This window comes from Pseudomonas izuensis (assembly GCF_002356535.2).
In the GTDB taxonomy this organism is placed as follows: domain Bacteria; phylum Pseudomonadota; class Gammaproteobacteria; order Pseudomonadales; family Pseudomonadaceae; genus Aquipseudomonas; species Aquipseudomonas izuensis.
Genome location: NZ_AP017423.2, coordinates 5315001 through 5330438, shown reverse-complemented (window position 1 = coordinate 5330438; position 15438 = coordinate 5315001). Strand labels below are relative to the sequence as shown.

The window sequence follows — 15438 nt, the reverse complement described above, 5'->3', positions numbered from 1 at the left end:
CGTGGAGCCTCGCTGATGAAATCCTATGAAGTCAATTTTGACGGTCTAGTGGGGCCGACCCATAACTACGGTGGCCTGTCCTACGGCAACGTCGCGTCCCAGAGCAACAGCCAGCAGTCTTCGAACCCGAAGGAAGCGGCCCTGCAAGGCCTGGCGAAGATGAAGGCGCTGATGGACATGGGCTTTCAGCAAGGCGTGCTGGCACCTCAGGAGCGCCCGGATGTGGCGGCTCTGCGTCGCCTTGGCTTTGGCGGAACCGACGCTGAAGTGATTGAGCGCGCTGCCAAAGAAGCGATGCCGCTGCTGGTCGCCAGTTGCTCGGCGTCGAGCATGTGGGTCGCCAACGCCGCTACCGTCAGCCCGAGTGCCGACACCGCGGACGGCCGCGTGCATTTCACGGCCGCCAACCTCAATTGCAAATACCACCGCAGCATCGAACACCCGACCACCAGCCGCGTGCTGGGGGCGATGTTCGCCGACCATAAACACTTCGCACACCACGCCGCGTTGCCGGCCGTGGCGCAATTCGGTGACGAAGGCGCGGCCAACCACACGCGTTTCTGCCGTGAATACGGCGAAGCCGGCGTCGAGTTCTTCGTCTTCGGCCGCAGCGCGTTCGACACCCGCTACCCGGCTCCGCAGAAGTACCCGGCACGCCAGACCCTTGAAGCGTCCCAGGCCGTCGCTCGCCTGCACGGCTTGAAGGATGACGGTGTGGTCTACGCCCAGCAGAACCCGTCTGTGATCGATCAGGGCGTGTTCCACAACGACGTGATCGCCGTGGGCAACGGTGAAGTGCTGTTCTATCACGAGGACGCGTTCCTCGAGACCGAACAGATGTTGGCTGAATTGCAGAGCAAACTCGCCAAGGTCGGTGGGAAATTTCAGTCGATCTGTGTGCCACGTTCCGCAGTAACGGTCGAAGACGCGGTTCGGTCCTACCTGTTCAACAGCCAATTGCTGTCGCGTGCTGACGGCTCCATGCTGTTGATCGTGCCGGAAGAATGCCGTGGCAATGAGCGTGTCTGGCAATACCTGCAGAGTTTGACCAGTTCCGGCGGCCTGATCCGCGAGGTGAAGGTTTTCGATCTCAAGCAAAGCATGCAGAACGGCGGTGGCCCTGCTTGCCTGAGGTTGCGCGTCGCGCTCAACGAAACCGAACTGGCGGCGGTCAATCCAGGGGTTATCATGACGGCACCGTTGTACGGCACGTTGACCGAATGGGTTAACAAGCACTACCGCGACCGCATGACCGAAAACGATCTGGCGGACCCGCAATTGCTGCTTGAGTGCCGGACGGCACTGGATGAACTGACGCAAATCCTTAAACTGGGCGCGGTTTATCCATTCCAGATCAATTGATCGACGGCGCGCTTTCGGACACGACAGCGCGCCGCTTCATCTCAAACGAGAGCGTTATTACATGAGCGACAAACTGCAGCTGATCCTTGAAGACACCGACGGCACGCAATTGGAAACCTCCTGCACCCGCGTCGCGGTCATGTGGCAAGGCAAAGAGCTGTGGATCCAGCACGATGGCCGCGGGCAGTTGCTGATCGGCGTGGACGTCGAAGAAGGCGACGCCGAATACGCCAACCTGCTGCTGCGCCCATTGGCGACTAATCTGGTAAGTCTGCAACTGGAAATGGAACCGGCTGAAGTCGGCGACGAAGACCACGTTCACGGCCCGGATTGCAATCACGATCACTAAGGAAACCGCTCTATGCTCGCCCTCGGCAAACTGCTTGAACTGACCCTCGCCGGCCGCGAACCGGCGGAGAAGACTCAACTGACTGTCGAAGGCGTGCGCATGCGCTGGTTGAGCGAGGGTGCGCTGGAAGTCCGGCCGCCCGAAGCGCGCGACAATGGCCTGGATCTGCTGCTGTCCGCAGGGATCCATGGCAACGAAACAGCGCCGATCGAATTGCTTGATCGGTTGTTGCATGACATCGCTCGCGGCGATCTGAAGCCGTGCGCCCGTATTCTGTTCCTGTTCGGCAACCCCGAAGCGATTCGCAAGGGCGAGCGTTTCGTCGAGCAGGACGTCAATCGGCTATTCAATGGCCGTCACGAACAAAGCAGCGGCTCGGAAGCCTTGCGCGCCTGTGAACTCGAGCGGCTGGCCGCCAGTTTCTTCAGCCTGCCGGATCGCCAGCGCCTGCACTACGACCTGCACACCGCGATCCGCGGCTCGAAAATCGAGCAGTTCGCGTTGTACCCCTGGAAAGAAGGGCGCCAGCATTCGCGCCAGGAACTGGCCCGCTTGCGCGCCGCCGGCATGGAGGCGGTGCTGCTGCAGAACAAGCCGTCCATCGTTTTCAGTTCCTACACCTACGACAAGCTCGGGGCAGAGTCCTTTACCCTCGAACTGGGTAAGGCGCGGCCGTTCGGGCAGAACGACGGCGTTAACGTCTCGCTGCTGGAAAACCGACTTAAGCAAATCATCGAAGGCAACGAGCCGGAGTCGACCGAGGCGGCGCTGGACGGATTGCAACTGTTCAGCGTGGCACGGGAAATCATCAAGCATAGCGATAGCTTCCGCTTGAACCTGCCAGCGGACATCGAGAATTTTTCCGAATTGGACGTGGGGTATTTGCTGGCGGAAGACATCGCCAATACCCGCTGGATCATCGAGGAGGAGGGCGCCCGGATTATCTTCCCGAACCCCAAGGTGAAGAATGGCCTGCGCGCCGGCATCCTGATCGTGCCAACCAGCGACGATAACCTCGCCTGAGCACAACACTAAACATTGTGGGAGCGAGCCTGCTCGCGAAAGCGGTGTATCAGTCGACATAATTGCTGACTGACAATCCGTCTTCGCGAGCAGGCTCGCTCCCACAGGTTTTACACTGCTTACACCGCTACTGCGCGGTGTTCAGTGCGACGCAATGCTCGTATTTTTTTCAACGTATCCGCACACGTCCTCGCCGCTTCCTGGCCTTTATGCACGAAATGTTCGAAGAAGAACTTGTGGTGCTCTTCGCCGGCATGGAAGTGGTGCGGGGTCAGGGACACCGAGAACACCGGCACTTCGGTTTCCAGCTGAACCTGCATCAAGCCGCTGACTACCGACTGGGCGACGAACTCGTGACGGTAGATGCCGCCGTCCACCACCAGGGCTGCCGCGACGATGCCGGCATAACGGCCGGTCTTGGCCAGCAACTTGGCGTGCAAGGGCATTTCAAAGGCGCCGCCGACTTCGAAGAAATCGATGTCGGACTCCTGATAACCCTGGGCAATCATTTCGGCGACGAAGCCTTTACGGCTCTGGTCAACAATATCCTTGTGCCAGCAGGCCTGGATGAACGCAACGCGCTCGCCCTGATGGTGTTTGCTTTTGCTGTCGATTGCGGTGGGTTGCATGTTCTGACTCCTGTTTGTGTGAAAAACAGGGCGTTATGAATCGAAGGGGATTTCAGGGTACGCGCGCTCGCACGAATGCTGCGCAGGGCCCATCGGTAACAATCCCGTTCTCTCTTCATCCGGACTATGACCGTCGGCCCCGGAATCACACCGGGTCTGCTGACCTTGCCGCCAGTCACCGCCGAAGCCGTGCCGTCACCAAGCGCTCGCGGGCTATGCGCGTTGCGCGCAATTACCGCCGGTGGGGAGTTGCACCCCGCCCTGAGAACGTTTTGCCGTCAGATTGTTTGGCGGCGCCGCTTTTTTAACACATATTTCTCACCTGTGCATCGCTGCTATCTGATGATTCTTATCGACTTTTTCGTCGGTTCAACAAGCCTTTTCCTACACAAGGGTTGATTATTCAGCGGCATGACCGCAGTAATTCCTACCTGAAAGGGATTTTCCCCTGCTAACCGAGGCCAGATTCATGAGCGTTATCGATCTTCGCAGCGATACAGTCACCCAACCCACCGCCGGCATGCTCGACGCGATGACCACCGCGGCCACCGGAGACGATGTTTATGGCGAAGATCCGACGGTCAATCGGCTGGAAGCTGAATTGGCAACGCGCCTGGGGTTTGCCGCGGCGTTGTTTGTCCCGACCGGCACCATGAGCAATCTGCTGGGGTTGATGGCCCATTGCGAGCGCGGTGACGAGTACATCGTCGGCCAACAAGCGCACACCTATAAATACGAAGGGGGCGGCGCGGCGGTGCTTGGCTCGATTCAGCCGCAGCCACTGGAAGTGCAAGCCGATGGTTCGCTGGACCTGGCGCAAGTCGCTGCCGCGATCAAGCCGGATGACTTCCACTTTGCCCGCACTCGACTGCTGGCACTGGAAAACACCATGCAGGGCAAGGTTCTGCCCCTGGAATACCTGGCCCGGGCCCGCCGCTTTACCCGCGAGCACGGGCTGCAGTTGCATCTGGACGGTGCGCGGTTGTACAACGCGGCGGTCAAGCTGGGTGTCGATGCCCGGGAAATCACCCGGCATTTCGATTCCGTCTCGGTCTGCCTGTCCAAAGGCCTGGGCGCGCCGGTCGGTTCGGTGTTGTGCGGCTCGGCGGAGTTGATCGCCAAGGCGCGGCGCCTGCGCAAGATGGTCGGCGGCGGCATGCGCCAGGCCGGAATCCTGGCGGCGGCTGGTTTGTATGCATTGGACAACAACGTTCAGCGCCTGGCCGACGACCACGCCAACGCCCAATTGCTGGCCGAAGGCCTGCGCGCGGCGGGTTATGAGGTCGAGCCGGTACAGACCAACATGGTTTATGTGAACATGGGCGACCGGGCCGAGGCGATCAAGGCCTTTGCCGCTGAACGCGGGGTCAGGCTCAGCGCCGCCGCACGCCTGCGGATGGTCACGCACATGGACGTCAGCGCTGCGCAAATCGAGCAGGTCGTCGCGACATTCGTCGACTTTTCACGTAAGTGATAGCGTTAGCCGTCCAATTGACCGTTTCTATCGTATAAACACGCTGTACCCCGCGCACAGGGCCGATATAATGCGGCCCTTTGCCGTCGTTTCGTCTGTTGACGTTTCGAACAGGCCTTTGGCCGCAGCCTCCGTGGAAGAACCTAATGAAAAGCGCAGAAATCCGTGAAGCCTTCCTTCGCTTCTTCGAAGAGCAAGGCCACACCCGTGTAGCCTCCAGCTCTTTGATTCCGGGCAACGACCCAACCCTGCTGTTCACCAACGCGGGGATGAACCAGTTCAAGGACTGCTTCCTGGGCCAGGAAAAACGCGCGTACACCCGCGCCGTCAGCAGCCAGAAATGCGTGCGCGCCGGCGGCAAGCACAACGACCTGGAAAACGTCGGTTATACCGCTCGTCACCACACATTCTTCGAAATGCTGGGCAACTTCAGCTTCGGCGATTACTTCAAGCGTGACGCAATCACCTACGCCTGGAACTTCCTGACCTCCGACAAGTGGCTGAACCTGCCGAAGGAAAAGCTTTGGGTCACTGTCTACGCCAGCGATGACGAGGCGTATGACATCTGGACCAAGGAAATCGGCGTTCCGGCGGAGCGCATGGTTCGCATCGGCGACAACAAGGGCGCGCCGTACGCTTCCGACAACTTCTGGACCATGGGCGACACCGGCCCGTGCGGTCCTTGCACCGAGATTTTCTACGATCACGGCGCCGACATCTGGGGTGGCCCACCGGGCTCGCCGGAAGAAGACGGCGACCGTTACATCGAAATCTGGAACAACGTGTTCATGCAGTTCAACCGCACCGCCGATGGGGTGTTGCACCCGCTGCCAGCACCGTCGGTGGATACCGGCATGGGCCTGGAGCGGATCAGTGCCGTGCTGCAGCACGTTCACTCGAACTATGAAATCGACCTGTTCCAGAGCCTGCTGAGCGCATCGGCCAAGGCCATCGGTTGCACCAACGATGCTCAGGCTTCGCTGAAAGTCGTGGCCGACCACATTCGTTCCTGCGGTTTCCTGATTGCCGATGGCGTGCTGCCGTCCAACGAAGGCCGCGGCTACGTGCTGCGCCGGATCATTCGTCGTGCTTGCCGTCATGGCAACAAGCTGGGCGCCAAGGGCAGCTTCTTCTACCAGATCGTCGCGGCCCTGGTCGCCGAGATGGGCGAAGCCTTCCCGGAGCTGAAATCCCAGCAGGCACACATCGAACGCGTGCTGAAAGCCGAAGAAGAGCAATTCGCCAAGACCCTGGAGCAGGGGCTGAAAATCCTCGAGCAGGATCTGGCCGAGCTCAAGGGCGACGTGGTGCCGGGCGATGTCGTGTTCAAACTCTACGACACCTACGGCTTCCCGATGGACCTGACCGGCGATATCGCCCGTGAGCGCAGCCTGACCATCGACGAAGAAGGCTTCGAGCGCGAAATGGAAGCCCAGCGCGTCCGTGCACGTTCCGCCAGTTCCTTCGGCATGGATTACAACAGCCTGGTCAAGGTCGACGTGGACACCGAGTTCACCGGTTATACCGCTCACAGCGGTTCGGCAAAGATCGTTGCTCTCTATAAGGACGGGCAATCGGTCGACGTCTTGAATGAAGGCGAAGAAGGCGTGGTGGTTCTGAACCAGACGCCGTTCTATGCGGAATCCGGTGGTCAGATCGGTGATTGCGGCTTCCTCCAGGCTGGCGCTGCGCGTTTCGACGTGCGCGACACCACCAAGACCGGCGGCGCGTTCCTGCACCACGGTGTGCTTGACTCGGGTAGCCTGATTGTAGGTGCCCCGGTCGAGACTCATGTCGATGCCGAAGTGCGTCACGCGACGTCGCTGAACCACTCGGCCACTCACTTGCTGCACGCCGCATTGCGCCAGGTGCTGGGCGATCACGTTCAGCAGAAAGGCTCGCTGGTCGACAGTCAGCGCCTGCGCTTTGACTTCAGTCACTTCGAAGCCATCAAGCCTGAACAGCTGAAAGCGCTGGAAGAGATCGTCAACGCCGAGATTCGCAAGAACTCCGAAGTTGAAACCGAAGAAACCGATATCGAAACCGCCAAGCAGAAAGGCGCCATGGCGCTGTTCGGCGAGAAGTACGGCGACAGCGTTCGTGTGCTGAGCATGGGCGGCGATTTCTCCGTCGAACTGTGTGGTGGTATCCACGCCAACCGTACCGGCGACATTGGCCTGCTGAAAATCATCAGCGAAGGCGGTGTGGCTTCGGGTGTGCGTCGTATCGAGGCAGTCACCGGTGCTGCGGCACTGGCCTACTTGAATGCGGCGGAAGAACAACTCAAGGAAGCGGCCAACCTGGTCAAGGGTAGCCGCGACAACCTGATCGACAAGCTGTCGGCTGTGCTGGAGCGCAACCGTCTGCTGGAGAAGCAACTCGAGCAGTTGCAAGCCAAGGCAGCCAGCGCGGCCGGCGACGATCTGTCGGCGCAAGCGCTGGACGTCAAAGGTGTGAAAGTGCTGGCCGTGCGTTTGGACGGTCAGGACGGCAAGGCATTGCTGGCGCTGGTTGATCAGCTGAAAAACAAACTCGGTCGCGCAGTGATCCTGCTCGGCAGTGTCCATGAGGAAAAGGTCGTTCTGGTTGCAGGCGTAACCAAAGACCTGACTGGCCAACTCAAAGCCGGTGATTTGATGAAGCAAGCCGCTGCGGCAGTGGGCGGGAAGGGCGGTGGTCGTCCAGACATGGCGCAGGGCGGTGGTACTGACGCCGGCGCACTGGATGCGGCACTGGCGCTGACCGTTCCGTTTGTAGAGCAGGGTTTATAAGGCAGTGCTTGCGGCCCGCAGTCTAGTGGCGGGCCGCAACGCTGTTTGAGTGATTATTTGGGCGCCCTTCATGGGCAGAGGCGGCTTTGAAATGGCTTTGATCGTACAGAAATTTGGAGGCACCTCGGTCGGTACTGTCGAGAGAATCGAGCAGGTCGCCGACAAGGTTAAGAAATTCCGCGATGCCGGCGATGACCTGGTGGTTGTGCTGTCTGCAATGAGCGGCGAAACCAACCGTCTGATCGATCTGGCCAAGCAAATCAGTGGCGACGGCCAGCCGGTTCCGCGTGAACTGGATGTGATCGTGTCCACCGGTGAGCAGGTGACGATTGCCCTGTTGGCCATGGCGCTGATCAAGCGCGGCGTGCCTGCGGTGTCCTACACCGGCAACCAGGTACGGATCCTGACGGATAGCGCGCACAATAAAGCGCGTATCTTGCAGATTGATGACCAGAAGATCCGCGGCGACCTGAAGGCCGGTCGTGTCGTGGTTGTTGCCGGTTTCCAGGGCGTTGACGAGCACGGCAACATCACCACCCTCGGTCGTGGCGGCTCCGACACCACCGGCGTGGCCCTGGCGGCAGCCCTGAAGGCTGACGAATGCCAGATCTACACCGACGTCGACGGCGTATACACCACTGACCCGCGTGTGGTGTCCGTGGCACAGCGCCTGGACAAGATTACCTTTGAAGAGATGCTGGAAATGGCCAGCCTCGGTTCCAAGGTGTTGCAGATCCGTGCGGTGGAGTTCGCCGGCAAGTACAACGTTCCGCTGCGCGTATTGCACAGCTTCAAGGAGGGTCCGGGTACCCTCATTACTATTGATGAAGAGGAAACCATGGAACAGCCGATCATTTCCGGCATCGCTTTCAACCGCGATGAAGCCAAGCTGACCATCCGTGGCGTGCCAGACACCCCGGGCGTAGCGTTCAAGATTCTCGGCCCTATCAGCGCCGCGAACATCGAAGTCGACATGATCGTGCAGAACGTCGCGCACGATAACACCACCGACTTCACCTTCACCGTGCACCGTAATGATTACCAGGCTGCGCAAGCCGTTCTGGAAAACACCGCTAGTGAGATCGGTGCCCGTGAAGTCGTTGGCGACACCAAGATCGCCAAGGTTTCGATCGTTGGTGTTGGCATGCGCTCTCACGCAGGCGTAGCCAGCCGCATGTTCGAATCCCTGGCCAAGGAAAGCATCAACATCCAGATGATCTCGACTTCGGAGATCAAAGTCTCTGTAGTGATCGAAGAGAAGTATCTGGAGCTGGCTGTGCGCGCCCTGCACACAGCTTTCGATCTGGACGCGCCGGCCCGCCAGGGCGAGTGATGCGTTTGCCAAAAGGCGCGGTCTGACCGCGCCTTTTGTTTTTTTGAATGGCGTGACCCCGAGGCTGTTCTTTTGCTCGCGCTAGTCAATACTCAGGCATGTAGGCCGCGACCGCTTTGGTTGTAGGTCGAGTGCCTTTTTTTTGCAGACTGTTGTCCCTGAAATGTAAGGCGTGAGGAGAAAGGTATGTTGATTCTGACTCGTCGGTGCGCAGAAAGCCTGATTATTGGTGATGGCGAAATCACCGTGACCGTGCTCGGCGTCAAAGGAAATCAAGTGCGTATTGGGGTGAACGCGCCTAAAGAGGTGGCTGTCCACCGTGAGGAAATTTACCTGCGCATCAAGAAAGAGAAGGACGAAGAACCAAGCCATTAATTTTTATCGTTTTTTATGTTTGCAAACGGGGAAGAAGCTGGTTAATATACGCCCCGTGTTGCGGAGAGCTGGCCGAGTGGCCGAAGGCGCTCCCCTGCTAAGGGAGTACACCTCAAAAGGGTGTCGGGGGTTCGAATCCCCCGTTCTCCGCCATTATTTGCGTAGTACGTTGTAATCTGGCTTCTTCGGTAAGTTGTTGAAATTACTAGAAAAAGTGTTTGACATAGAGATTAGACGGCCTATAATGCGCGGCAACAAATGCACTCGTAGCTCAGCTGGATAGAGTACTCGGCTACGAACCGAGCGGTCACAGGTTCGAATCCTGTCGAGTGCACCATTTAAGAGTTGTTTGCAGTGATGTGAGCTACTCTGTTTCAACCAGTTGTGGTCTGGTCTAAAAACACAAAATGCACTCGTAGCTCAGCTGGATAGAGTACTCGGCTACGAACCGAGCGGTCACAGGTTCGAATCCTGTCGAGTGCACCATACAAACAAAAAGCCCGCCTTTAAAGCGGGCTTTTTGCCGTCTGGGATTTGGCTTTTCCTTTCGTGCATCCTCTCTCATCGAATTCTATGTAGGCGCTACGACCTCGCTTGGTTTCGTAGCGGTAGCTCGTGCTCGAATTCCGAATACTGATCTTGCTCGGCTTGCCGAGAGCGCTTTCGACGTCTTGCTGAGTCATGCCTGCAATAATCCGTTGATTGAGAATGGCTTCGCGCCGCTCTCTCGCACTGATCTGGCTTCCACATTTGTCCTCTGTCTTGCCGACAACGGTTGGATCTCTGTCTTGAATCTTCACGCCTGAAGTTGCGCGAGATTCGGCTTCGGGCATGAGGGTGGGCGCCACGCTGCCGGCTGTTGGTGTGCGGACTTCATGGGCCGTAAGGCTTTCGTCGATGGCACAGCTTAGCGTTGTATAGGTGATATGCCCGTTGGGTGCCGCGCATCGGTGAATGGTCGTGGCAAGCGCACAGGGCGGACAGAGCAGGGCGATAAGAAAGCAATACTGCGCATTCGATGGCATCAAGCGTCCTCCGTGACGATTGAAATCAAGGTTAGCCGCCACATTTTTCCGCTGTGGTGTGTTTTCTTTTCAGGATGAGTCGTCGCAGTTTGAAGGATCAGGACGGCGCTCAAGTTTGTCTTGCAAGCGCTTGTTTCAGCCGCGATTTTTTAACATTTAAAACCGTCAGGCGGTGTATCATTGCGCCCGTCAGCCCCGCCGGGGCTTGTGGAATACCTCCATGGACTTACCCAGTAGTTACTCAGTAAACCGTTTTTCCAATCATGAATTGACTGATTGATCCTTCCGGCGTGCTCCACTGCTGGGAGTGGAGTTCGCCTATGTCTGAAATTGAAGTAAAGAAAACACAGGAAAGCTTGCAGGACCGCCTCGCTCAAGTTGTTGAGCTGTTGCAGCGTCAGCGAGTGGTTGAAGACCTGACTCACCGCCAGGAAGGCCCGCATCATGACCGGGTCGAAAACCTGGTTCACCGGCAGAACCTCGTCGAACTGCAGCGCAAGCTCGATGATCTGCACTCCGCCGACGTTGCCTACATCCTTGAAGCCTTGCCGCTGGACGATCGTCTGACACTCTGGCAATTGGTCAAGGCTGATCGCGACGGCGACATTCTTCTCGAAGTATCCGACTCGGTCCGTGAAACCCTGATCGCCGACATGGACGATCACGAGCTCCTGGCTGCGGCCAAGGACATGGATGCAGACGAACTCGCTGACCTGGCCTCCGAGCTGCCGCGAGACGTCGTCCACGAGTTGATGGAAACCCTCGATGCCCAGCAGCGCGAACGCGTACGGTCTGCTTTGTCCTATGACGAGGAGCAGGTCGGTGCATTGATGGACTTCGAAATGGTGACCATCCGCGAGGATGTCAGTCTCGAAGTGGTTCTGCGTTACTTGCGGCGACTCAAGGAGTTGCCTGGCCATACGGACAAACTGTTCGTGGTCGACTACGACGGTGTCCTCAAGGGTGTGCTTCCGATCAAGCGTTTGCTGGTCAATGATCCGGAGAAGCAGGTTTCTGAAGTCATGGCCAGCGACCCGGTGAGTTTTCATCCGGACGAAGAAGCCTACGATGCCGCCCAGGCGTTTGAGCGTTATGACCTGATTTCCGCACCAGTGGTCGATAAAAACGGCAAACTGATTGGCCGTCTGACCATCGATGAAATGGTCGACCTGATTCGTGAAGAGAGCGAAAACGAAGTTCTCAACATGGCGGGTCTGCGTGAAGAAGAAGATATTTTCGCATCGGTCTGGAAGTCATTGCGCAACCGTTGGGCTTGGCTGGCGATAAATTTGATCACCGCATTCGTTGCATCTCGGGTGATTGGTCTGTTCGAGGGTTCCATCGAGAAGCTTGTGGCGCTTGCGGCGTTGATGCCGATCGTGGCGGGTATCGGTGGCAACTCCGGTAACCAGACCATCACCATGATCGTTCGAGCCATGGCGCTGGATCAGGTGAGCACCGGTAATACTTCGCGACTTATGCGCAAGGAACTGGCGGTTGCACTGATCAATGGTGTGGTCTGGGGTGGGGTGATCGGCGTTGTTGCTTACCTGCTTTACGGCAGCTGGTCTTTGGGAGTGGTGATGACTGCTGCCATGACCCTAAACCTGTTGCTTGCGGCGTTGATGGGGGTTTTGATTCCGATGACGCTCGCGCGGCTTGGGCGCGACCCGGCGATGGGCGCGAGTGTAATGATCACGGCTATGACCGATAGCGGTGGCTTCTTTATTTTCCTTGGGCTGGCCACGATCTTCCTGCTCTGAGTTTCTTGCGAGAAAAAAACCCGCCATCCGCGGGTTTTTTTATGCCCGAATTTCAGGCAAAAAAAAGCCAGCGATCAGGCTGGCTTGAGCTTTCAGTATTTGAATCAGGAGGCGTCAGCAGCCATCTCGGCATCATGGGCAATAAGTGAGACGAGAGCGTTTTGCTGGCGGTGAGAGAGTTGGCGGAAGCGTTGCAGCAATTCACGTTCGTGCAACGAGAGCTCTGGGCTGTCCAGGCGCATGCTTAGTTCTTCGCCCAGTGCGCCTTCCTGAATAAGGCTTTGCTCAAGGCGCGCGATGATTTCGGAGTTCATGCTGCGGTGATGATTGCGAGCCACCTCGGCAATGCGTTCACGCATTCCGTCTGGCAGACGTACGACGAACTTGTCAGCCGTACGGCTGGAATAAATTGCCTGTTTCAATGGGCGCATATATTTAACCGGTTAGTTCAGGGGAGCGGTTCTCGGGATTGGCCGCAGGATGTCTGATACGACAAGCGCAATGGCCAAATGTTCAACCTGAATTGATAGAGGCTGGCATCATGCCTCAAAGTTGCCAGATCATTGGCGTCAATTCTGTGACAAATATTGAACTGGATAAAGGCGTTATGCCAGCACCAATTATCAGAAATGCGGACTGGTTTGGAAAGCTGTCTGGGTCCGTATCGCTGACCGCGTCCTCAGCCCTACAGCCGAAGTCGAAATATCTGAGGGCATTTCATGCGGCTGTTCCTTACCCTTTACAGGATAGTGGCAAATGGCCGATTTACTAGAGGTGCGTGTGCAGTGAGGCCTATTTAGGATGGATGGCGAAAAGGGGGAGTGCCTCCGGGCCGACCACGACGGGGTCGTCTGGCCCGCTCGAATAGCAAATGCTTGGCGTTTCTGCTTGCTGCATGAGAGGAAAGTGGGAAGCTTACCGGTTTGCCTGGTAAAACGTCGCGGCTCAGTGGAGCACTTGCCTACACTTAAAAAGCCCACGGACGACATGACAAAGGCAGGCTTGCCCGTTAACATGCTCGCCGTCTACCGCTCTGCGTATCCTCGCAGACATTTGTGTCTCAGTAGCTCAATTGGATAGAGCATCCCCCTCCTAAGGGGAAGGTTGGCAGTTCGAACCTGCCCTGGGACACCATATTATTCGCTATGTCCAACATTCATCATTTATCAGCTATGCGTCCATGGGGCAGGGCGGGTGCAATAGCGGGTGGATTTTCTCGATTTACCAGCGATACGCAACCTCAATCAGTTCTGATTGAGGAGTCAGCTTCCCTGTCGAAAAAATCATCTTGCGCCCTTCGCTTCGATAAGAATCGCTCGCGGATCGATGTCCGCCGCCTTTACTTAATATATGGAAAACCATATATTCGAAAAGCCATATGCGAGCAGAGGCTTCACAAGGCGTTCTCACATATCGGTGTGAGTAGCGGAGGATTGCGCGGCAAGTCGATAGACGAATTTCGTGGTGAGCGTTTCGATTACGTCATCACCTTGTGTGAAAAGGCCGCAGCCGATTGCCTCTCGTTACCTGGAGCAGTAGAGGCGTTGGCCTGGAGTTTTGAGGACCCAGTGACCAGCACCAATCCGAGGCCTTCCGTTATGCCCTTCACGAAATTCATGAGCGCATCAAGCTGTTCGTTTTGGTCAAAAACAAGCGCTGAGAAACGATATGACTGACCATCTGATACCGACCACTGTTTTCAAATGCCTGGCTGACGATACTCGGGTACGCACGATGCTGCTTATCACCCGTGAAGGTGAACTGTGTGTTTGCGAGTTGACCTGCGCGTTGAACGAGAGTCAGCCAAAAATCTCGAGGCACCTCGCACAACTGCGGACTTGCGGCCTGTTGTCTGACCGTCGGCAAGGCCAATGGGTCTATTACCGGTTGCATCCAAATCTGCCGGACTGGGTTCATCAAGTGCTGACTACGGTGCTCGATAACAACAAGCATTGGTTAGGTCCTGATGCAAAACGCCTTGATGAAATGGGTGATCGGCCTGAGCGGGCACTTGCCTGCTGTTAAAACCAGATCGTTTGATTCCCCCTTCCGCGCGCCATTCAACACCCTGCCCATATCGAATACATCAGCCAGTTCGACACCCAGTCGAACTCCCTCTGACAACAGATACAGAGCGCAACAACATGACTATCAAAGTTGGCATCAATGGTTTCGGTCGGATCGGTCGCCTCGCTCTGCGAGCAGCCTGGAACTGGCCAGAGTTTGAATTCGTGCAGATCAATGATCCGGCCGGTGATGCGGTCACCCATGCACACCTGATCAACTTCGATTCTGTGCACGGCCGTTGGCACAGCGACGCCAGCGCAGAGGGCGATCATGTCGTGATCGGCGGCAAGCGCATCAAGGTGACCGCGAACAAAGCGATTGCCGACACCGACTGGTCGGGTTGCGATCTGGTGATCGAGGCCAGCGGCAAGATGAAAACCGTGGCGGTGTTGCAGGCCTACCTGGATCAGGGCGTCAAGCGTGTGGTGGTCTGCGCTCCGGTGAAGGAAAAGGGCGCGTTGAACATCGTCATGGGCGTCAACCATCAGCTGTTCAAGCCAGCTGAACATCGCATCGTCACCGCCGCTTCGTGCACCACCAACTGTCTGGCGCCCGTGGTGAAGGTGATCCACGAGAAGCTGGGCATTCGTCACGGCTCCATCACCACTATTCACGACCTGACCAACACCCAGAGCATCCTCGATCAGCCGCACAAGGATCTGCGCCGTGCGCGTGCTTCCGGCATGAGTCTGATTCCGACCAGCACCGGCTCGGCCACTGCCATCGCCGAAATTTTCCCGGAGCTGCGTGGGCGACTGAATGGTCACGCTGTGCGCGTGCCGCTGGCCAACGCTTCACTGACTGACTGTGTCTTTGAGGTCGAGCGAGTCACCACTGTGGAGGAGGTGAATCAACTCCTCAAGGACGCTTCCGAGAACGAGCTGAAAGACATCCTCGGTTTCGAGGAGCGTCCACTGGTGTCCATCGACTACCGCACCGACCCGCGCTCATCGATCATTGATGCGCTGTCGACCATGGTCATCAATGGCACCCAGGTCAAACTCTATGCCTGGTACGACAACGAATGGGGCTATGCCAACCGTACCGTCGAACTGGCCAAAATGGTCGGTCTGGCAGTCTGAGGAGCGGTCATGAAAGCGTTGTTAGCCCTCGCGCCCGAAGTGCGACAGTACCTGCTCGTGACCGGCAATTATTGGGCCTTCACCCTCACCGACGGCGCTCTGCGCATGTTGGTGGTGCTGCACTTTCACGCCTTGGGCTACAGTCCACTTCAAATTGCGGCGTTGTTTCTGTTCTACGAACTCTT

At 57.4% G+C, this 15438-nt stretch carries 14 protein-coding genes, 4 tRNA genes, 1 pseudogene and 1 riboswitch (1 of these 20 cut by a window edge); of the genes and pseudogenes, 16 read left to right on the top strand and 3 right to left on the bottom strand.

What is annotated here, in order from left to right; all coding sequences use genetic code 11:
* Positions 1–15: 15 nt before the first annotated feature.
* From astB to astE, 3 genes are all read left to right on the top strand, one after another.
* A complete protein-coding gene (gene astB / locus LAB08_RS23690) occupies positions 16–1362 on the top strand; it encodes an N-succinylarginine dihydrolase (protein WP_096509444.1) in 1347 nt (448 codons plus the stop codon).
* A gap of 61 nt (positions 1363–1423) precedes the next feature.
* Positions 1424–1711: a hypothetical protein gene (locus LAB08_RS23685; RefSeq protein ID WP_047532370.1), complete on the top strand. Its 288-nt coding sequence runs from the start codon at positions 1424–1426 to the stop codon at positions 1709–1711.
* A 12-nt stretch (positions 1712–1723) separates the two neighbouring features.
* Positions 1724–2734, top strand: a complete 1011-nt coding sequence (gene astE, locus LAB08_RS23680; RefSeq protein WP_096509445.1) for a succinylglutamate desuccinylase — start codon at positions 1724–1726, stop codon at positions 2732–2734.
* Between the two features lie 119 nt (positions 2735–2853).
* Here astE and LAB08_RS23675 read toward each other — a convergent pair whose 3' ends face one another.
* Positions 2854–3363, bottom strand: a complete 510-nt coding sequence (locus tag LAB08_RS23675; protein ID WP_096509446.1) for a 6,7-dimethyl-8-ribityllumazine synthase — start codon at positions 3361–3363, stop codon at positions 2854–2856.
* Positions 3364–3465: 102 nt separating this feature from the next.
* A riboswitch (FMN riboswitch) is annotated at positions 3466–3636 on the bottom strand.
* A 196-nt stretch (positions 3637–3832) separates the two neighbouring features.
* Between LAB08_RS23675 and ltaE the strand changes: the two genes are divergently transcribed.
* The 7 genes from ltaE (at position 3833) to LAB08_RS23640 (ending at position 9802) form a co-directional block, all read left to right on the top strand.
* A complete protein-coding gene (gene ltaE, locus LAB08_RS23670) occupies positions 3833–4837 on the top strand; it encodes a low-specificity L-threonine aldolase (RefSeq protein ID WP_096509447.1) in 1005 nt (334 codons plus the stop codon).
* Between the two features lie 146 nt (positions 4838–4983).
* Complete coding sequence (alaS, locus tag LAB08_RS23665; RefSeq protein WP_096509448.1) at positions 4984–7608, top strand: alanine--tRNA ligase; 2625 nt, start codon at positions 4984–4986, stop codon at positions 7606–7608.
* A gap of 91 nt (positions 7609–7699) precedes the next feature.
* Positions 7700–8941, top strand: coding sequence for an aspartate kinase (locus LAB08_RS23660; protein ID WP_096509449.1), 1242 nt, complete (start codon positions 7700–7702; stop codon positions 8939–8941).
* Positions 8942–9127: 186 nt separating this feature from the next.
* A complete protein-coding gene (csrA, locus tag LAB08_RS23655) occupies positions 9128–9316 on the top strand; it encodes a carbon storage regulator CsrA (protein WP_002554426.1) in 189 nt (62 codons plus the stop codon).
* A 62-nt stretch (positions 9317–9378) separates the two neighbouring features.
* Positions 9379–9469 (top strand) — tRNA-Ser (locus LAB08_RS23650).
* Between the two features lie 107 nt (positions 9470–9576).
* Positions 9577–9653, top strand: a tRNA-Arg gene (locus LAB08_RS23645).
* 72 nt (positions 9654–9725) lie between these two features.
* A tRNA-Arg gene (locus LAB08_RS23640) sits at positions 9726–9802 on the top strand.
* A gap of 20 nt (positions 9803–9822) precedes the next feature.
* Here the strand turns inward: LAB08_RS23640 and LAB08_RS23635 are convergent.
* Positions 9823–10341 (bottom strand): cell envelope protein SmpA, encoded by a 519-nt coding sequence (locus tag LAB08_RS23635; protein ID WP_096509450.1) that lies wholly within the window; start codon positions 10339–10341, stop codon positions 9823–9825.
* Between the two features lie 320 nt (positions 10342–10661).
* Here LAB08_RS23635 and mgtE point away from each other — a divergent pair, with 320 nt between their 5' ends.
* Entirely contained in the window at positions 10662–12104 is a 1443-nt protein-coding gene (gene mgtE / locus LAB08_RS23630) for a magnesium transporter (protein ID WP_096509451.1), read from the top strand.
* 104 nt (positions 12105–12208) lie between these two features.
* Here mgtE and LAB08_RS23625 read toward each other — a convergent pair whose 3' ends face one another.
* Positions 12209–12535: an Arc family DNA-binding protein gene (locus LAB08_RS23625; RefSeq protein WP_003178899.1), complete on the bottom strand. Its 327-nt coding sequence runs from the start codon at positions 12533–12535 to the stop codon at positions 12209–12211.
* Between the two features lie 626 nt (positions 12536–13161).
* Between LAB08_RS23625 and LAB08_RS23620 the strand changes: the two genes are divergently transcribed.
* From LAB08_RS23620 to arsJ, 5 genes and pseudogenes are all read left to right on the top strand, one after another.
* Positions 13162–13238, top strand: a tRNA-Arg gene (locus tag LAB08_RS23620).
* A 242-nt stretch (positions 13239–13480) separates the two neighbouring features.
* A pseudogene (locus LAB08_RS30445) lies at positions 13481–13764 on the top strand (low molecular weight phosphatase family protein).
* Between the two features lie 8 nt (positions 13765–13772).
* On the top strand, positions 13773–14129 hold the full coding sequence (locus LAB08_RS23615; RefSeq protein ID WP_096509453.1) for a metalloregulator ArsR/SmtB family transcription factor: 357 nt from the start codon (positions 13773–13775) through the stop codon (positions 14127–14129).
* A gap of 119 nt (positions 14130–14248) precedes the next feature.
* Positions 14249–15253, top strand: a complete 1005-nt coding sequence (locus LAB08_RS23610) for an ArsJ-associated glyceraldehyde-3-phosphate dehydrogenase (protein ID WP_096509454.1) — start codon at positions 14249–14251, stop codon at positions 15251–15253.
* A gap of 9 nt (positions 15254–15262) precedes the next feature.
* Positions 15263–15438, top strand: the beginning of a protein-coding gene (gene arsJ, locus LAB08_RS23605; RefSeq protein ID WP_096509455.1) for an organoarsenical effux MFS transporter ArsJ. 1039 nt of this gene lie beyond the right edge of the window; 176 of the gene's 1215 nt are visible here — the first part of the coding sequence; the start codon lies at positions 15263–15265; its stop codon lies off the right edge, out of view.